Source organism: Microbacterium wangyouchuni (assembly GCF_054072595.1).
Genome location: NZ_JBSVRM010000006.1, coordinates 233,051 through 248,943 on the forward strand (window position 1 = coordinate 233,051; position 15,893 = coordinate 248,943).

General features: G+C 63.4%; 18 protein-coding genes and 1 other RNA gene. 5 read left to right on the forward strand and 14 right to left on the reverse strand.

Going from position 1 to position 15,893, the window contains the following annotated elements; all coding sequences use genetic code 11:
• Positions 1-115: 115 nt before the first annotated feature.
• Positions 116-485, reverse strand: a transfer-messenger RNA (tmRNA) gene (ssrA, locus tag ACW5CM_RS12455).
• Positions 486-611: 126 nt separating this feature from the next.
• Between ssrA and ACW5CM_RS12460 the strand changes: the two genes are divergently transcribed.
• Complete coding sequence (locus tag ACW5CM_RS12460; protein ID WP_457125164.1) at positions 612-1,280, forward strand: SIMPL domain-containing protein; 669 nt, start codon at positions 612-614, stop codon at positions 1,278-1,280.
• Between the two features lie 23 nt (positions 1,281-1,303).
• Here ACW5CM_RS12460 and hflX read toward each other — a convergent pair whose 3' ends face one another.
• A complete protein-coding gene (hflX, locus tag ACW5CM_RS12465) occupies positions 1,304-2,809 on the reverse strand; it encodes a GTPase HflX (RefSeq protein ID WP_457125165.1) in 1,506 nt (501 codons plus the stop codon).
• A 59-nt stretch (positions 2,810-2,868) separates the two neighbouring features.
• Here hflX and ACW5CM_RS12470 point away from each other — a divergent pair, with 59 nt between their 5' ends.
• Positions 2,869-3,510: a class I SAM-dependent methyltransferase gene (locus ACW5CM_RS12470; protein ID WP_457125166.1), complete on the forward strand. Its 642-nt coding sequence runs from the start codon at positions 2,869-2,871 to the stop codon at positions 3,508-3,510.
• 22 nt (positions 3,511-3,532) lie between these two features.
• Here ACW5CM_RS12470 and dapF read toward each other — a convergent pair whose 3' ends face one another.
• Positions 3,533-4,405: a diaminopimelate epimerase gene (dapF, locus tag ACW5CM_RS12475; RefSeq protein ID WP_457125167.1), complete on the reverse strand. Its 873-nt coding sequence runs from the start codon at positions 4,403-4,405 to the stop codon at positions 3,533-3,535.
• Between the two features lie 9 nt (positions 4,406-4,414).
• Positions 4,415-5,095 carry an ArsR/SmtB family transcription factor gene (locus ACW5CM_RS12480; protein ID WP_457125168.1) on the reverse strand — a complete coding sequence of 227 codons (681 nt, stop codon included), beginning with the start codon at positions 5,093-5,095 and terminating at the stop codon, positions 4,415-4,417.
• A gap of 63 nt (positions 5,096-5,158) precedes the next feature.
• Between ACW5CM_RS12480 and ACW5CM_RS12485 the strand changes: the two genes are divergently transcribed.
• The 3 genes from ACW5CM_RS12485 to ACW5CM_RS12495 all read left to right on the forward strand — a co-directional run bounded on the left by ACW5CM_RS12485 (position 5,159) and on the right by ACW5CM_RS12495 (position 6,331).
• Positions 5,159-5,617, forward strand: a complete 459-nt coding sequence (locus ACW5CM_RS12485) for an OsmC family protein (RefSeq protein ID WP_457125169.1) — start codon at positions 5,159-5,161, stop codon at positions 5,615-5,617.
• 5 nt (positions 5,618-5,622) lie between these two features.
• Complete coding sequence (locus ACW5CM_RS12490) at positions 5,623-6,018, forward strand: hypothetical protein (RefSeq protein ID WP_457125170.1); 396 nt, start codon at positions 5,623-5,625, stop codon at positions 6,016-6,018.
• An 82-nt stretch (positions 6,019-6,100) separates the two neighbouring features.
• Positions 6,101-6,331, forward strand: a complete 231-nt coding sequence (locus tag ACW5CM_RS12495; protein WP_457125171.1) for a PLDc N-terminal domain-containing protein — start codon at positions 6,101-6,103, stop codon at positions 6,329-6,331.
• Between the two features lie 34 nt (positions 6,332-6,365).
• On the opposite strand, the gene ACW5CM_RS12500 is transcribed toward ACW5CM_RS12495, so the two are convergent.
• The 10 genes from ACW5CM_RS12500 to ACW5CM_RS12545 form a co-directional block, all read right to left on the reverse strand.
• Positions 6,366-6,836 carry a dihydrofolate reductase family protein gene (locus ACW5CM_RS12500; protein WP_457125172.1) on the reverse strand — a complete coding sequence of 157 codons (471 nt, stop codon included), beginning with the start codon at positions 6,834-6,836 and terminating at the stop codon, positions 6,366-6,368.
• Between the two features lie 32 nt (positions 6,837-6,868).
• Complete coding sequence (gene miaA, locus ACW5CM_RS12505; RefSeq protein ID WP_457125173.1) at positions 6,869-7,777, reverse strand: tRNA (adenosine(37)-N6)-dimethylallyltransferase MiaA; 909 nt, start codon at positions 7,775-7,777, stop codon at positions 6,869-6,871.
• Positions 7,770-9,320, reverse strand: coding sequence for a tRNA (N6-isopentenyl adenosine(37)-C2)-methylthiotransferase MiaB (gene miaB / locus ACW5CM_RS12510; RefSeq protein WP_457125174.1), 1,551 nt, complete (start codon positions 9,318-9,320; stop codon positions 7,770-7,772). The genes miaA and miaB overlap by 8 nt, the downstream gene beginning before the upstream one ends.
• A gap of 55 nt (positions 9,321-9,375) precedes the next feature.
• On the reverse strand, positions 9,376-10,056 hold the full coding sequence (locus tag ACW5CM_RS12515) for a regulatory protein RecX (RefSeq protein WP_457125175.1): 681 nt from the start codon (positions 10,054-10,056) through the stop codon (positions 9,376-9,378).
• A gap of 2 nt (positions 10,057-10,058) precedes the next feature.
• Positions 10,059-11,114 (reverse strand): recombinase RecA, encoded by a 1,056-nt coding sequence (gene recA / locus ACW5CM_RS12520; RefSeq protein ID WP_438254802.1) that lies wholly within the window; start codon positions 11,112-11,114, stop codon positions 10,059-10,061.
• A 252-nt stretch (positions 11,115-11,366) separates the two neighbouring features.
• Complete coding sequence (locus ACW5CM_RS12525; RefSeq protein WP_457125176.1) at positions 11,367-11,591, reverse strand: DUF3046 domain-containing protein; 225 nt, start codon at positions 11,589-11,591, stop codon at positions 11,367-11,369.
• A 9-nt stretch (positions 11,592-11,600) separates the two neighbouring features.
• On the reverse strand, positions 11,601-11,909 hold the full coding sequence (locus ACW5CM_RS12530; protein ID WP_438254804.1) for a helix-turn-helix domain-containing protein: 309 nt from the start codon (positions 11,907-11,909) through the stop codon (positions 11,601-11,603).
• Between the two features lie 156 nt (positions 11,910-12,065).
• Positions 12,066-12,548, reverse strand: a complete 483-nt coding sequence (locus tag ACW5CM_RS12535) for a CinA family protein (protein ID WP_457125177.1) — start codon at positions 12,546-12,548, stop codon at positions 12,066-12,068.
• On the reverse strand, positions 12,545-13,123 hold the full coding sequence (gene pgsA / locus ACW5CM_RS12540; RefSeq protein ID WP_439254746.1) for a CDP-diacylglycerol--glycerol-3-phosphate 3-phosphatidyltransferase: 579 nt from the start codon (positions 13,121-13,123) through the stop codon (positions 12,545-12,547). The genes ACW5CM_RS12535 and pgsA overlap by 4 nt, the downstream gene beginning before the upstream one ends.
• Positions 13,123-15,852 carry a DNA translocase FtsK gene (locus ACW5CM_RS12545; RefSeq protein WP_457125178.1) on the reverse strand — a complete coding sequence of 910 codons (2,730 nt, stop codon included), beginning with the start codon at positions 15,850-15,852 and terminating at the stop codon, positions 13,123-13,125. The genes pgsA and ACW5CM_RS12545 overlap by 1 nt, the downstream gene beginning before the upstream one ends.
• Positions 15,853-15,893 lie beyond the last annotated feature (41 nt).

The window sequence follows — 15,893 nt, forward strand, 5'->3', positions numbered from 1 at the left end:
AAGGATGTCGACCTGCCGATCATTCTCGGAACCGAAAAGCATCGCAGACACAGATGAACCCCCGCGTTCCCTTACTAGAGCAAGGAAGGCGGGGGTTCATTTTGTGACAGCGGCACGGTGGAGCTGGGGGGAATCGAACCCCCGTCCAACGCTGAGAGCTCACGGCTTCTCCGGGCGCAGTCTGTAGAGACGTTCTGCTCGGCTCCGACCTTTGTCACAGACACCTAAGTCGACGAGCCCAGCCTGGGAAGAGTCCCACGTGACGTCCAGACGCCATCACGCAGCAAGATTCCTAAATGACGCCAGGGTCCGTATCGGAATCACATACGGTCTGACGGACTATCGGGCTCGCTTATGCAGCGAGGGCGAAGTCGTTGCGCTTTGTTTCGGCAACTATAGTTTTGCAGGGAGCGTTCACGAGATAACCCTGCATCCTCGGCCCGCTTCACGTGGGTCCACAAGCACTGTCGAAACCGATCAGCCCCGTGGGTCCTTCTTGCGAAGGGACCGCTGTCACTCTGTGGATTTATCACCTCGAGCACCGAAGCACCCGAGCATCACAGACTACAACGTATCCGGAGCGCACGCTATTCCTGCCGTAGAGTCGGCACATGACTGCTGTGATCATCACCGTTCGAGGCGAGAATGAGACGCGAGTTGCTCCCGAACGGGCGCGCATCCGGGTCTCTGTCCATCATGAGGGCCCCGACCGCGCTGCGGTCGTCGACAAGGCCCTGAGCCTCGCGGAGCCGGTCCGCTCGAGCATCAGCGAACGTGCGGATTCCGGCGTCGTGGCAGAGTGGTCCAGCAAGCGGCTGGCAGTACGCGCAGATCGCCCGTGGAACAACGAAGGCAAACAGCTCGCTCTGGTGTACCACGCCACCGTCGACTTCACGGCGACCTTCGTCGAAGCATCCGAACTCTCCATCTGGGTGTCAGAGATCTCATCGTGGGAGAGCGTCGACGTCGGCAACGTCGACTGGCACCTCACCCCAGAAACGCGCGCCCGCATCGAACGCGAGGTAGCAGCAACGGCCGTCAGCGTCGCGGTCTCGCGCGCCCAGGCGTACGCCGGCGCGCTGAATCTGAGCACAGTCATGCCCCTCGAGATCGCCGACGTCGGACTCATCTCGCGGGATCAGTCGCCAGCAGCACCGCAGATGCTCCGGGCCCGCGGCGCGGCATTCTCCGTAATGCAAGAATCCTCACCGGTGATGGCGTACGAACCCGACGACATCGTGATCGAAGCCACCGTGGAGGGCCGTTTCAGCGCGAGCTGAGCGGCATCCAGGTACTCTCCTACTCAGCGGCTGAAGGGCGCCAGTTCTGCCGCCAGCCGCTCTGACACGTGCGCGTGGATGCTGGTGCCGCTCTCGCCGTGCTCCGAAGAGAGCAGGATGCCGGTCTCGTGAACGGCTGCCACGAGATCACCGCGGTCGTAGGGCACCAGAGCGTGCACTTCCACAGCCGGCTTCGGCAATGCCTCTTCGATCGCAGCCCGCAGCGCTTCCAGCCCCTCACCGGAGCGTGATGACACGAAGTGCGCCTTCGGCTCAAGTCCCTGGAGCACGAGACGCTCGTCGTCAGTCACCAGATCGGCCTTGTTGAAGACGACCAGCTCAGGAAGGTCTCGGGCTCCGACATCGCCCATCACATCGCGCACCGTCTTCAGCTGAGAGGCAGGGTCCGGATGCGCGGCATCGACGACGTGCAGAACGAGGTCAGCGCCCGCGACCTCTTCGAGCGTCGAGCGGAACGCCTCGACCAGCTGGTGCGGCAAATTCCGCACGAAGCCGACCGTGTCGGTGAACGTGTAGACACGACCGTCGGATGTCTCCGAGCGACGCACCGTGGCATCCAACGTCGCGAACAGCGCATTCTCGACCAGCACGCCGGCGCTCGTCAGAGCGTTGAGCAGACTCGACTTGCCGGCGTTGGTGTACCCCGCGATGGCCACCGAAGGAATCGTGTTGCGCTTGCGCTCAGCACGTTTGGCGTCACGCGCCGGCGCGAAATCACGGATCTGCCGACGCAGAATCGCCATGCGGGTGCGGATGCGACGCCGATCGAGCTCGATCTTCGTCTCACCGGGACCACGCGATCCCATGCCCGCTCCCCCGGCGCCGACCTGGCCACCGGCCTGCCGGCTCATGGAATCGCCCCAGCCGCGCAGCCGCGGTAGCAGGTACTCGAGCTGCGCGAGTTCGACCTGAGCCTTGCCCTCGCGGCTCTGGGCGTGCTGGCTGAAGATGTCGAGGATCACCGTGGTGCGATCGATCACCTTCACCTTGACGACGTCTTCGAGTGCGCGCCGCTGGCTGGGCGCCAGCTCGCTGTCGGCGATGACGGTGTCAGCACCGGTGGCTGCGACGAGATCCTTGAGCTCCAGTGCCTTCCCGCGTCCGAGGTACGTGGCCGGGTCGGGCTGCGGACGCCGCTGCAGGACGCCGTCCAGGACGACAGCACCGGCTGTTTCGGCAAGGGCTGCGAGTTCGCGAAGCGAGTTCTCCGCATCGGTCTGCGCGCCCTGCGGGTATACACCGACCAGGACGACGTTCTCCAGCCGCAACTGGCGGTACTCGACCTCGGTGACGTCATCGAGTTCGGTCGAGAGGCCGCCGACTCGTCTGAGAGCGTTCCTGTCCGCGAGATCCCATTGATCTCCGTCGCGGTTCGCGTGCGTCGCGGTGGCGTCGCTCTGGAGCGCTTCGGCTGCACCGAACACCCGCGCCTGCGTGCGCGTCTCTGCGCTCGCAAGTACCCGGTTCACGGTGTCGTCGTTGTGACTTTCGTCTTTGGCTTTCGTCATCCTCTGCCTTCTGTGTGCCGCGCCTTAACCTTAACCCGGCTCTCCGGTACGCTCGCTCTATGGGGTCCGATCACTACTTCACTGCGGCCCCGGCAAGTGCGGAGAACCTGCGTACCATCCCGGTGACGCTCGCAGGCCGTGAACTCGAGATGACCACCGCTGGTGGCGTCTTCAGTCCTGACCGCTTGGATGCCGGTACCGCAGTTCTATTCAGCAATATGCCACCACTACCGCCGAGTGGTCACTTCCTCGACCTCGGAAGCGGTTGGGGGCCGATCACTATCACCATGGCATTAGCCTCTCCGCATGCGACAGTTTGGGCAGTCGACGTGAATGAGCGTGCGCTCGATCTCGTCCGACGCAATGCCGATGCTCTCGGCCTCGCTAATGTCAACGCTGTGCTTCCCGACGATGTTCCCGATGACATCGCTTTTCGCACCATCCGGTCGAATCCGCCGATACGCGTCGGGAAGAATGTGCTCCACGACATGCTGGAGCGCTGGATCCCGCGTCTCGATGAATCAAGCGATGCGTGGCTGGTGGTGCAGCGCAACCTCGGCGCAGATTCCCTCCAACGCTGGCTCGGCGCGACATTCACCCCGGGGTACAGCGTATTCCGGACGGCAACAGGCAAGGGCTATCGCATCCTGAAGATCCGCAAGCACGGAACCCCACCGACGGAGCCGATCGCCCTGGTCTGAGTGAGACTCTGGCATTCGAACATCAGACGAGGTCGATCGTGCCGGTGTAGACCAACTGTGCAGGTCCGGAAAGAGCAACGTGCTCGCCGTCCTCAGCCGGGAACATCCGTACCCCGAGGGCGCCGCCGGGCGTCTCGACGCGCCAGTTATCCGGTGCACGGTCGCCCGCCCAATAACGCACAGCAAGCGCGGTGGCCGCTACCCCGGTGCCGCAGCTGAGGGTCTCCCCCACGCCGCGTTCGAACACGCGCATCTTCACGTGCCCCACACCGTCGCGCACGAGCGGCTCTCCCGGGACCACGAACTCCACATTCGCGCCAGCCGAAAGCTGGGGCTCGAGCTCCGGAATGTATTCGAGTTCGAGTCCGGTCAGTTCCTCTTCGGATGCCAGCGCGACAACGACGTGCGGGTTGCCCAGGTCAATGCCTAGTCCTGGGCGTGCGACGTCGAGGCCTCGAGCCTTGGCGAGAGGATCGTCTCCGGACAGACGCCAGCGCCCGAGATCCACCTGATAGCCGGTGCCACTGCTGGTCACATCGCGCACTCCGGCGCGCGTGCCGATCGGCAGTGTTGATCCGGGTTCGATTGTCGCGAGTCCGGCGCGAACCAGATAGTGCGCGAAGACACGGATGCCGTTGCCACACATCTCGGCGATCGACCCATCGGCGTTGCGATAGTCCATGAACCATTCGGCTGCGGGCTCCTCTGCAAGCGAGGCCCGGCCTTCCGGGAGAACGGCGGAGCGCACGACCCGCAGCACGCCGTCTGCGCCGATACCGAAGTTGCGGTCGCAGAGTGCGGCCACCTGCTCGGCGGTGAGCTCCAGCTCGCCATCCGGATCGGCGATGATGATGAAGTCATTGCCGGTGCCATGTCCCTTGGTGAATGCGACCATGGGAACAGTCTAAAGAGGATCGGACACCCGCCAGATCTCTTTCAGCGCCAGGTGGCCGGCACGTGTGATGTCCACTCCGCGACCTACCGGCCGTCGAACCACCCATGCGCGTTCGATGAATGCTTGCGCGATTGCAGATCCCAATGATCCTGCGAGGTGGGGTCTGCGCTCGGTCCAGTCCGGACAACCGCGGGTCAGGCGTCGGCGCGCCTGGGAGAGTTCGTTCACCTCAATGCCCTGTGCGCGTAGATGCGCGGCGCCTCGCTCCGTGACATCGACCAGATCCGTGGCGAGCCACCCGTTTTCGACCAGGCTGTCGGCCAGCGCGATTCCCAGTCTTCCTGCCAGATGGTCGTAACAGAGCCGCGCATGAGCAAGGTCTCGCGCTCCGGCCACCTGTCGATACGTGATCTCCGGTGCCGGCGGACACAGATGTCCCAGGCGTTCCAGCGCACTCGCTACGTCGGCGTCCGTGATCGCATAGAAGCGCTGACGCCCACGCGGTGTGCACACGATGAGGCCGGCGTCGAGCAGCGCCGAAAGATGCTCGCTCGCTGTCGACGCGCTGACGCCGGCAGCAGCGGACAGTTCCCCAGCAGGACGGGCTGAACCATCCATCAGCATGTTGAGGAAGGCGGAGCGGGTCGGTGCTGACAGCGCACGCCCGATCACGGAGAGGTCGCGTGACATGGCGCCATCGTACCCGAGCACACTTCGGTACATCCCGAAACGTCCCCGCAGTATCGTGCCAGCATGACACTCCACACATACGACACCGCTCTCCGCTGGCACGGCTCGACTGCCGATGGTTATCGCGGGTACTCCCGTGGTCACACGGCAACAGTGGCTCCGACTGACGCGGTACTGGCCCTGTCGGCAGACCCCGCTTTCCGCGGCGATGCGACCCTGCTCAATCCGGAACAGCTTCTTGTCACAGCCACGAGCTCTTGTCAGCTTCTGTCCTTTCTCGCGGTAGCGGCGATGCGCGGGATCCATGTCCACGACTACACGGACACGGCTCGGGGGTTCATGGATGACCGAGTATCCCCCGCTGCGATCGAGCGCATCGTGCTGCAACCGGTTATCACCGTCCTTCGGGGCACCGACAGCGCAGATGTTCTCGACGCCGTCAACGCCGCTCATGCAGGCTGCTACATCGCGAACTCTCTCCGATCCAGCGTGGAGCTCCGGCCGACGGTGGTCGTAGCGTGAGCGTCGTGCTGCGGGACATCGGCCTGTTGCTGCGCACGGGTCCGGGCTCTCTTGCGGAGTTCGGCGAGGTCCTCGGAGCCGCGCGTGTCAGCCTCGAGGGCGGGGGCGTGTTTACGTATCAGGATGCATCGATCGCGCACTTCCTCGTGGATGATGCCGACGCCGCAGTCGAAGCTTTGAATGCCCACGGAATCGGCCCCGTCATCATCAGCGACGTCGTCATGCTGAGACTCGATCAGGGGAAAGCAGGTCAGCTCGGCGCCTTCACTCGCATCCTCGCCGATGCGGGCATCGAGATTCTCGTGCAGTACAGCGATCACGACCACCGACTGGTCCTGGTCGTACCGCCCGATCAGCACCTGCGCGCCACGCAGATTGCTTCTGCTTGGGACGTCCGCTGACTGCCGCAGAACTCTACAGCGAATACTGCCCCGCTCTGGCGCGCGAAGCGGCTGAGGTCGAGGATGAAGTCAGGAGGATGACATGGGACGCAAGAAGAAAGACATCAGCCAGGTGAGCTCGGCGGGAAAAGCGGCGCTCGGAGTGCTCGGAATCGTGCAGGTCGCCTTCGCTGCACTGGCATTCTGGGATCTGGCACATCGGACGGACGGGCAGCTACGGGGCGCAAAGCCCGCTTGGATCCCCGTCATTCTGGTGAACTGGATCGGTCCCGCCGTCTACTTCGTATTCGGTATCAGACGCGATACCCGGTAACGTCCGCAAAGGAAATCACGGTTACGGGCGACTTCTAAAAGCTCGAGATCGAGCGCTCGTGGGAACAGCGGGGCCCTGCTCCGAGGGTAACCGGTGCGAACTGCACCCAGACCTCATCGAGCAGACCGGCGTCGGCGAACTGGCCTGCCAGGTCACCGCCACCGATGATCCAGAGGTCCTGCTCTCCTGCAGCTACTGTCATTGCTGCGTGGACCTCGGCGATGGGCGCCTGAGTGAGCGTCACTTCCGCGCCATCCGGCACGGGAAGGTCGCGATGTGTGAACACCCAGGCGGGCTGGGTGTAACCCCATTGGCCCTGCTCATGCTCCAGCACCCACTCGTAGGTGGAAGCTCCCATCGCCAGCGCGCCGATCGTCTTCTCGAACTGCTGATACGCCATCGCGCCGTCTGGATCGACATCCTGCTTCAGGAGCCAATCGAGTGAGTGATCTGTCGTCGCGATGAAGCCGTCGAGGCTGGACGCGGTGAAATAGTGAGTCGCCATACAAGGACGTTCGCATCCACCACCGACATCAGTCAGATCACGTCCGCTGGATCCGTTCCAGGGCTAACCCATTCCAGGTCCGGATAGCGTTTGAACCACGAAACCTGACGGCGTGCGTAGCGTCGCGTCAGCGCTTGAGTCTCGGCGATCGCGTCTGCCTCTGACTTCTCCCCTGCCAGCTGCGCGAGCGCCTGGGCGTAACCGATGGCTCGTGGGGCGGTCGTACCGCGTTCCAGGCCTGCTTCGCGAAGCAGAGCGACCTCGCCCAGAATCCCCTGCTGCCACATCCGTTCCACGCGGCGGTCGAGGCGCTCGACGAGCTCCGGACGATCGACGTGCAGGCCAACGATTCGGGTGTCCGGGTGCCACAGCCGTGGCTCTTCCGGCAGAGCCGCACCGTGTGTCTGGGCGCCCTGTTCAATAACTTCCAAGGCACGCATCACGCGGCGACTGTTCTTCGAGTCGATGCGCGCTGCCGTCGCGGCATCGGCCTGTTGCAGCCGGGCGAAGAGCGCGGGAGCTCCATGCTCCTCCAGTTCGAGTGCGAGTCGCTCACGTACGGCAGGATCGCGCGGTGGGAAATGGAAATCGAAAATGACGCTCGATACATACAGTCCGGAACCGCCGACCAGAATCGCGTCCCCACCACGTGCATGGATGTCGGCGATCGCGGCCCGTGCCAGCGGCTGGTACCAGGCGACCGCGGCCTCCTCATCCACCTCGCGAACATCGAACATGTGGTGCGGGATGCCCCGACGTTCAGCGAGCGGAAGTTTTGCTGTGCCGATGTCCATGCCCCGGTACAGCTGCATCGCATCGGCGTTGACGATCTCTGCGGAGTTCCCCCGCGCTCGCAAAGCCTCGGCAAGATTCAGCGCGAGGTCGCTCTTACCGGTGCCTGTCGCTCCGACGATCGCCCAGACGCGAGGAGTGTCAGACACCGACGCGCAGCGTGGGAAGGCCGAGCGAAACCGCTCGCGGAGCACTAGATTCGCCGGCCGCGGCGGGCACGCCACAGGACTCGGCCTGCGAACGATCCCAGGCGTCACCGCCGCGCGTGCGACGAACCCGCAGCGGAGCACCGGCCGGGTCGTCCGCAAGCAGGTGGAATGGTGCGCCGTGCGTGATCTTCACCGTCACCACATCACCGGGACGCGGCAGCTCCGATCCCTCGGTGACTTCGAAGTGCACGAGACGGCCGTCTTCAGCGCGCCCCGTCAGCCGGTGTGTCGCGGCATCCTTTTTACCCTCGCCAACTGAGACGAGAACGTTGACCTCGCGACCGACCTGCGCCTGATTCTCTTCGAGCGAGATCCGCTCCTGCAACGCGAGCAGACGGTTGTAGCGCTCCTGCACAACAGCCTTCGGAACCTGATCTTCCATCGTCGCCGCTGGCGTTCCCTCGCGGATCGAGTATTGGAAGGTAAAGGCGCTCGTGAAGCGGGCCTGCTCGACCACGCGCATCGTGTCTTCAAAGTCTTCTTCGGTCTCGCCAGGGAATCCCACGATGATGTCAGTGGTGATCGCGGCGTACGGAATGCGCTCGCGCACCTTGTCGAGAATGCCGAGGAACTTCGAACTGCGGTATGAGCGACGCATCGCCTTCAGAACGCGATCGCTGCCAGACTGCAGCGGCATGTGCAGCTGCGGCATGACGTTCGACGTCTCAGCCATCGCGTCGATGACGTCGTCGGTGAACGCAGCCGGGTGCGGACTCGTGAAGCGGATGCGCTCGAGCCCCTCGATCTGACCTGCAGCGCGCAGCAGCTTGCTGAACGCCTGGCGGTCACCGAACTCCACACCGTAGGAGTTCACGTTCTGGCCGAGCAGCGTGACCTCGATTGCGCCGTCTTCGACGAGCAAACGGATCTCGTTCAGGATGTCACCGGGGCGACGGTCCTTCTCTTTGCCCCGCAGACTCGGGACGATGCAGAACGTGCACGTGTTGTTGCAGCCGACGGAGATCGACACCCATCCGCTGTGCGCAGAGTCGCGCTTGGTAGGCAGCGTGGAGGGGAACACCTCGAGCGATTCCAGGATCTCCAACTCCGCATCACCGTTGTGACGAGCACGTTCCAACAGACCGGGCAGCGAACCCATGTTGTGTGTGCCGAAGACGACATCAACCCAGGGGGCCTTATCGAGTACTGCTTCTTTGTCCATCTGGGCGAGACAGCCGCCCACGGCGATCTGCATGCCCTCTTTGCGCCGCTTCACCGAGGCGAGGTGGCCGAGGGTTCCGTAGAGCTTGCCTGCGGCGTTATCGCGGACAGCACAGGTATTGATGATGACGACATCGGCTTCAGCGCCGCTGTCTGCTCGGAGGTATCCGGCGCTTTCCAGCGAGCCGGACAGTCGCTCGGAATCGTGCACATTCATCTGGCACCCGAACGTGCGCACTTCATAGGTTCGCTGTTGTCCGTCTGCGTCGACGGCCGCCGACGAGGCCGTGATGATCGTCGGTTCACTGCGCGGAGTAATCATGGTGCAACCATTCTACGAGCGGAAACCGGGACTCTCTCCGAAGCCGGGAAGATCGTCACTCCGAATCGACGAAACGCACCCCGCTGGACCGCGTGCCCAGGGACGCTTCGGTCAGCGCCGTCCGCGCAGCCGTCATGGCGACAGCGCCGCCGTACCCCCGGCGTGCCAGCTGCCCGACAAGCCGGCGCAATGCGGTCTCGAAGTCCAACCGTGACAGCGAGCGCGCCTTCGTTCGCGCGAACTCCAGCGCGCGTTCGGCATCATCGTCGGGAAGCTCGCCCAGGGCAGCGTCGATGACATCACGACGGAGGCCGCGCTGTGCGAGCGAACGGGACAGCGCGATGCGCCCCTGGCCCTTGCGTTCGATGCCAGAGGTCACCAGTTGCTCGGCAAGGGCCGCATCGTCCAGGTAGCCGCGTCGACAGAAGTCATCGATCACATCATCGATCTGCGCAGAATTCAGTTCGTTACCGCGAAGTATCTGGCGTGCCTCGGAGAGGGAGAGAGAACGCGCACGCAGCTTGCGCACGAGTGCCTCTTCGGCAGTGCTCCGAGCTTCGTCGTGCTCGCGGTCGTCGCGGTCGTCGTTCTTGTCGCGCTCGTCGTCAATGTGTGTTTCGCTACCGCCTTCAGCGTGAGCTCTCCGCACCGGCAAGCTCGACGCCGGAACAAGCTTCCCGCCGAACAGCGGGATCACGGGGGCGAGGTCTGACTCGCCCCCGTTTCCGTCAGCCATGATCAGGCCGGACGACGCTGTGCGAGTTCATCAGCAGTCGCAGGCGCCTCTTCTGCCTTCGCGCCACCGATGCCGAGCTTCTGCTTGATCTTCGTCTCGATCTCCAGAGCAATGTCAGCGTTCTTGATCAGGAAGTTACGGGCGTTCTCCTTGCCCTGTCCCAGCTGATCACCCTCGTAGGTGTACCAGGAGCCCGACTTCTTCACGAGAGCGTGCTCAACACCGAAGTCGATGAGACTCCCCTCACGGGAGATCCCCGTGCCGTACAGGATGTCGAATTCTGCCTGCTTGAAGGGCGGAGCCATCTTGTTCTTCACGACCTTGACCCGCGTGCGGTTACCCACAGCCTCGGTGCCGTCCTTCATCGTCTCGATGCGACGAATGTCAAGTCGCACCGAAGCGTAGAACTTCAGCGCCTTGCCACCGGCCGTGGTCTCCGGCGAACCGAAGAAGACACCGATCTTCTCGCGCAACTGGTTGATGAAGATCATCGTGGTGTTCGTCTGGCTCAGACCGCCCGTGAGCTTGCGTAGTGCCTGCGACATGAGCCGTGCCTGCAGACCCACGTGAGAATCACCCATCTCGCCCTCGATCTCAGCACGCGGCACAAGAGCAGCCACCGAGTCGATGACGATGAGGTCGATGGCGCCAGAGCGCACGAGCATGTCGGCGATCTCGAGAGCCTGCTCACCGGTGTCTGGCTGGGAGACGAGAAGAGCATCGATGTCAACACCGAGCTTCTTCGCGTACTCCGGGTCAAGTGCGTGCTCAGCGTCGATGAAAGCGGCGATGCCGCCGCCACGCTGCGCGTTCGCGATAGCGTGCAGCGTCAACGTTGTCTTACCCGACGACTCAGGGCCGTAGATCTCTACGATGCGGCCACGCGGGAGACCACCGACGCCAAGAGCGACGTCGAGGGCGATGGAGCCTGTCGGAATGACGGCAACCGGCGCGCGCTCGTCGCTGCCCAGTCGCATGACCGAGCCTTTTCCGAACTGCCGGTCGATCTGGGCGAGAGCTGAATCCAGGGACTTCTCGCGGTCTGCGGATGATGCCATCATGTGCTCCTATTTGTTCGCGTGGTGCCGCCTGTAGGCTGTCGCGGCCACCCCGACTGGGGCGAACTCTCCGACAAGGCGTATGGTTTTTCGGCCTGTCTTCACCGTAGAAGGGGGCTCAGACATTGCGTCGGAAATCCCAGGAACGGTGGAAAACGTCGCCTCGAAACCATGTGTGCAGAACACTACGCGCACTTCGAACAGATATTCGACGACACGCCGAATCTGTGTCGACTTGTATCGGACGTCGACTCAGTTCTTTCGCGGCTCCATCCGGCCAGCACCGTAACGACGGTTCGCCGGAACATCGGTCGCATCGCAGAGTGCGAGCCAGATGTCACGTGGTGCCACACCAGCATCCAGCGCTTCCGATGCAGTGCGGTTGCCGATCGCGTCCAAGACGAGGTCCGTCGTCAGATTCGAAGCCCTCGCACCGAACTCAAGTTGGACAGCTCGAAGAAACTCACTACGTCGCATCGACGGCGATCAGTGCAGCGAGAGCTCGGGCTCGATCGATGCGACCAGGTCGTCTGGAACAACATCAGGGAACACCTGGATGCCTTCAAGAACAGAGATGCGGTCGCCGACCTCGCGCATGATCATCGAGATAGGGACGTCGAGTGCCTCAGCAACCGAAGCGAGAATCTCGCTGGAGGCTTCCTTCTGCCCTCGCTCAACCTCGCTGAGATATCCGAGCGCAACGGAAGCCTTGCTCGCAACCTGCCGGAGCGTACGCCCCTTCTGCAGGCGGAAGTCCCTCAGCACATCGCCGATTTCCTGTCGTACAAGAATCATCGGAACCTCCCCTCCATTTCCTTGCCCGGAGCCACTTGCGAATGGATCGCCAGTCTAACCCGATGCGTTAGGAAAAACGCTACCCTTTCACGCTGTGCTTTGCTTGTGAGCACGCCTGTCATTGACACATTGATAATAACCGGCATCGAGGCAGGACTATTCCCGCAGCCGTTCCCGTACGGCCTGAATCGCCGCTTCCACGCTCTGAGCGCGAATCGCTGCTCGGTCTCCGTGGAATCGAAAGGCAAAGGAGCTGACGCGACCGCCAACGGCCACTCCGATATGCACGGTGCCCACAGGTTGGCCATCGGGCGAATCGGGCCCGGCGATCCCGGTCGTAGACACACCGACATCCGCCGGTCGTCCGTCGACTTGGACGGCTCCACAGACCCCCAGCGCCATCTGCTCCGCGACGGTCGAATCCACTGGTCCGTGTTCCTGCAACAGCTCCGCGTCCACGTTGAGCAGCGATGCCTTCACCGGGGTCGCATAAGCGACCACCGCGCCCAGCAACGTGGCAGATGCTCCAGGAACCGAAACGAGGTCGGCTGTGAGCGCCCCGCCCGTCAAAGATTCGGCTACCCCGAGCGTCCAGCCTCGCTCGGTCAGTGCGCCGATCAGCTCGGAAGCGGCACTCACTGCCGGCTCGCCCGAGCTCCGCGCACCTGTGAGAGTACGTAGTCGATTCCGCTGACCACCGTCAGCACCAGCGTCGCGTACATCAGCACAACACCGATGACGCTCCACCAGTCCATGCCGATCAGTTGATGAAGCGGCAGCAGGCACCAGCTCAACGCCACGCCCTGAACCGCCGTCTTGAGCTTTCCCATCCACGCGGCTGCCACAATGTGACTGCGCGCAACCACGAACCGGTGGAGCGTCACACCCCATTCACGGATGAGGATGATGATGACCACCCACCACGGCCATTCGCCGAGAATCGCCAGACCGACGAAACCAGCTCCGGTCAGCAGCTTGTCCGCGATCGGATCCCAGAGCTTTCCGAAGTCGCTGACGATGTCATATTTGCGCGCGAGATAGCCATCGACCCAGTCCGTGGATATCGCGACGACGAACAGGACGCCAGCGACCCAGCGGAGCGTGAGGTCATCAGAGCCGAACGGTCCACCGATCAGCAGCACCACGAAAAAGACGACGGCGAGCGGGATACGGGCGATCGTGATCGCGTTCGGCAGCTGCCGCGGAATGGCCATCAGTCGCGTCCCGTCAGTCCCCAGGCGTCTTCGTCGCCCCCATCTTCGTCAACGACCGGCAAGCCCTCGAACTGCGCTTCGATGGGATCGAACCCGGGCGCCGCAGCGGGCGGGTTCGCGGGGTGGGCCACGGGCGCGGCCTGAGCTGCCGGCGCAGCAGCAACCGGCACATCATCACCACGCAACTTGGCCATAACGGCCGGCAGCTGCTCGGGTGTGACCAGGACATCGCGCGCTTTCGATCCCTCGGACGGGCCGACGATCTCGCGTGACTCCAGCAGGTCCATCAGACGACCGGCCTTCGCGAAGCCGACGCGGAGCTTGCGTTGCAGCATCGACGTCGAACCGAACTGCGATGACACGATCAACTCAGCTGCGGCCAGCAGCACCTCGAGGTCGTCTCCAATGTCCTCGTCGACTTCCTTCTTCTTCTTCGGCTCGAGAGCCTCCTGCACATCAACCCGGTACTCGGGTCGGGCCTGAGCGGTCACATGTTTGACGACCGCATCGATCTCGCTCTCTTCGACCCATGCGCCTTGAAGGCGGAACGGCTTGGAAGAGCCCATCGGCGAGAAGAGCGCATCACCCTGACCGATGAGCTTGTCTGCACCTGGGGAATCCAGAATCACTCGGCTGTCCGTGACGCTCGTCACGGCGAAAGCGAGACGCGAAGGGACGTTGGCCTTGATCAGACCGGTGACGACATCGACAGACGGACGCTGTGTTGCCAGAACCAAGTGAATTCCTGAGGCTCGCGCCAGCTGAGTGATGCGGACGATCGAGTCCTCGACATCCCGCGGAGCGACCATCATAAGGTCGGCGAGCTCGTCGACGACGACCAGAAGATACGGATAGGGCTTGAGCACCCGCTCGCTGCCGACGGGGAGTTCGACCTCGCCTGCGCGCACGGCCTTGTTGAAGTCGTCGATGTGACGGAAGCCGAACGATGCGAGATCGTCGTAGCGCATGTCCATCTCTTTCACGACCCACTGCAGCGCTTCGGCCGCCTTCTTCGGGTTCGTGATGATGGGCGTGATGAGGTGCGGAACGCCCGCATAGCTGGTGAGTTCCACGCGCTTCGGGTCGATCAGCACCATGCGCACATCTGTCGGACGCGCACGCATGAGCAAGCTCGTGATCATCGAGTTCACGAAGCTGGACTTACCAGAACCGGTCGAACCGGCAACCAGAAGGTGCGGCATCTTCGCGAGGTTGGCCACGACGATCTTGCCGCCGACATCCTTGCCAACGCCGATAGTCATCGGGTGCGTGCTGCTGGTGGCCACCGGTGAACGCAGAACGTCCCCGAGCGCGACCATCTCCTTGTCGACGTTGGGAATCTCGATGCCGATCGCGCTCTTACCCGGAATCGGCGAGAGGATGCGCACATCATTCGAAGCAACCGCGTAGGCGAAGTTGTTGCTCAGCTGCGTGATCTTCTCAACCTTGACGCCGTGACCGACCTCGATCTCATACTGCGTCACCGTCGGCCCACGAGAGAAGCCGGTGACCTTCGCATCCACCTTGAACTGCGTAAGCACGCTGGTGAGCTGTTCAATCACGCGGTCTGTCGCGTCCGAGCGCATGATCGGAGCCGGACCTTCGCCGAGCACCCCCTGCGACGGCAGCACATAGGGAACGCTGGGCGCGTGCAGCCCGCGTTCGCCGGGGCCGTCCGTGCCGAATCCGGAGAGTCCGGGGAGTTCGGGCTGCTCACCGGTGTCACCGTAGTCGTCGAGGAGCGCTGTGCTGCTTTTACCTGCCAGACCGGCTGTCACGCTCTCGACATCCGTGAGGACCTCGGTTGCGGCATCCGCGGGATCAGCGAGGATGACGGCCTGATCGTAGGCGGTGTTATCCACCGGCGGGGTGTCACTCTGCGGCAGCAGTTCAGTGAGATCCTGTGACCCGATGCCCTCGTCGGGATCCTCTTCGCGGCCGGTCTTGTTACGCCGCCACCAGGGCAGCGAATCGTCAGATTCGGCGTCGTCGGATCCATCGGCCTCGGACGCTGCCGGTTTCTGTGCGTTCGGGTCCGGGCGCTCAGCGCCGAACATCCACGCGTAGAGATCGCCCAGGCGCGTGCCGATGCGGTTCGGCGGAGTCTTCGTGATGATCAGGATGCTGAGCGCTGCCAGAACCGAAAGCACGATGTAGGCGACGATGTCGGTCAGGTACGACAGCGGCTCCCCCAGCATCCATCCGAACAGGCCACCGGCCGCGCTGAGCGCTGGCATGCCGTCCTGGGGTTCAGGCTTGCCGCCCGCGACATGACAGATTCCAGCGATCGAGATCACGAAAAGACCGAAGCCGATCCCGATGCGGCCGTTGTCGTGCACCGAGGAGGGGTGCCGGAACAGCCAGCCGGCCAGAATCAGCAGCAGCACCGGCAGCAAGAACGCCGTACGCCCGATCAGCAGGCCCACGGAGTACGCGCTGATGTTCTGCGCAATCTCGTTGCCGATGAAGAACCACTCGTTGACCGCGCCGAGGCAGGCGAGCAGCACCAGCAGCAGCGGGAACCCGTCCCGACGCTGATCCTTATCCAGTGACTCCGGGCCGAACGCGCGGAAGAGGCCGCCGACGCCATGAGCGAGCCCGACCCAAGCGCGTACCGCTAGTGCCGGCTTCTCAACCTCGTCGACGTACTTCTTGGGTGCGGCCGCGGCCTTGGCGCGCGCCGGAGGCTTCTCGGACGCGCGCGAGGTCTTCGTGGTACTCCTGGCCATACCGAAAGACTACGTTCCGCTGCCGGAATGCCGCGTAATGA